Here is a 1246-nt window from a genome sequence, read left to right on the forward strand (position 1 = left end):
TGAACTGGTCAAGTAATTCTGGACACCCGTTTAGGTTTTCAAGCAGCCGCTCCCTCTGCAGCCACAGGCGACCTGTAGCCGTTGTAGCTGTGGGGCCGACGGCTGTTGTAACGCATGACATAACGCTGCACGTCCAACTGTGCTTCATGCGCTGACGAATATCCTTCTTTAGGCACCCATTCCGATTTTAGGCTGCCAAAAAATCGCTCCATCGGGGCGTTATCCCAGCACTCGCCTTTGCGACTCATGCTCTGTCTTAAGCCATGGGTCACCAACTCATTCCGGAACTTATGGCTGGTGTACTGACAGCCCTGGTCCGAGTGAAACAGCACATCCTTAGGACGCCCGCGAAGCTCAACCGCCATTCTTAATGCCTCACAAGTCAGCGAAGCGTCCGGCGTCATCGAAAAGGACCAACCCACAATCCTGCGTGCAAACAAGTCGAGCACAGAAGCGAAATACATCCATTGCTTACCCACTTTTATGTACGTTACATCCCCGCACCACACGGTATTGGGGGCATCCACATCAAACTTGCGTTTGAGCAGATGCGGCGCCACCAATGCCTCGACCCCTGAAGATTTGTATTTGTGCGGCCGACGCTGACAGCTCACGACCCCGGATTCACGCATGAGCGTGCGGGCCATGTACCGGCCCACCTGATGCCCTTCGCTGCGAAGATCACTGGACAGCGTTCTTGCGCCCGCTGACCCCCTGGACTCTTTGTGAAACCTGACCAGCAAAGTCCTGAGTCTTGCACGGCTGCGGTTTAAGACGCCCTGGCGCTGGCGCCAGGCGTAAAAACTGCTGCGATTGACTCCCAACGCGCGGCAACAATCGTGAACGCCGTAGTGCTCGCCCAGCTCGCTGATCAGTTCGAATGATCTTTGGAGTCCGAAAGCAGGAGAGCACTGGCCTTTTTTAGGATTTCAATATCCCGGTCCTTCTGCCTGAGCAATGTCTTGAGTCGCTGTATTTCCTGTTGCTCGGCGGTGATCGCCTTGGCGCCCACAGGCGTCGCGCCTTGGCGCTCCGCGCGCACTTGTTCGACCCAGCGACGCAGCGCGGTTCGGCCAATGCTGAGGTTGTCGCAGACTTCAGGGACCGATTGTCCCTCGTCCAGCACCATGGCCGCTGCTTTGAGTTTGAATTCGTTCGAGTAAGAAGTACGCATGCCCATAACACCTCGGATTTGGGCGCCATCTTAGCGCCCGATTGAGATGTCCAAAATCATTAGGCCAGTTCA

Annotated in this window: 2 protein-coding genes; both read right to left on the reverse strand. The window is 55.9% G+C overall.

Annotation, left to right across the window (positions count from 1 at the left end; all coding sequences use genetic code 11):
* Positions 1-38: 38 nt before the first annotated feature.
* Positions 39-875, reverse strand: a complete 837-nt coding sequence (locus ACQKEN_RS25390; protein WP_427689488.1) for an IS3 family transposase — start codon at positions 873-875, stop codon at positions 39-41.
* On the reverse strand, positions 872-1174 hold the full coding sequence (locus tag ACQKEN_RS25395) for a transposase (protein WP_241090298.1): 303 nt from the start codon (positions 1172-1174) through the stop codon (positions 872-874). Before ACQKEN_RS25395 ends, ACQKEN_RS25390 begins: the two co-directional genes overlap by 4 nt.
* Positions 1175-1246 lie beyond the last annotated feature (72 nt).

The sequence above is a fragment of the Pseudomonas sp. NPDC078416 genome, assembly GCF_050268485.1.
In the GTDB taxonomy this organism is placed as follows: domain Bacteria; phylum Pseudomonadota; class Gammaproteobacteria; order Pseudomonadales; family Pseudomonadaceae; genus Aquipseudomonas.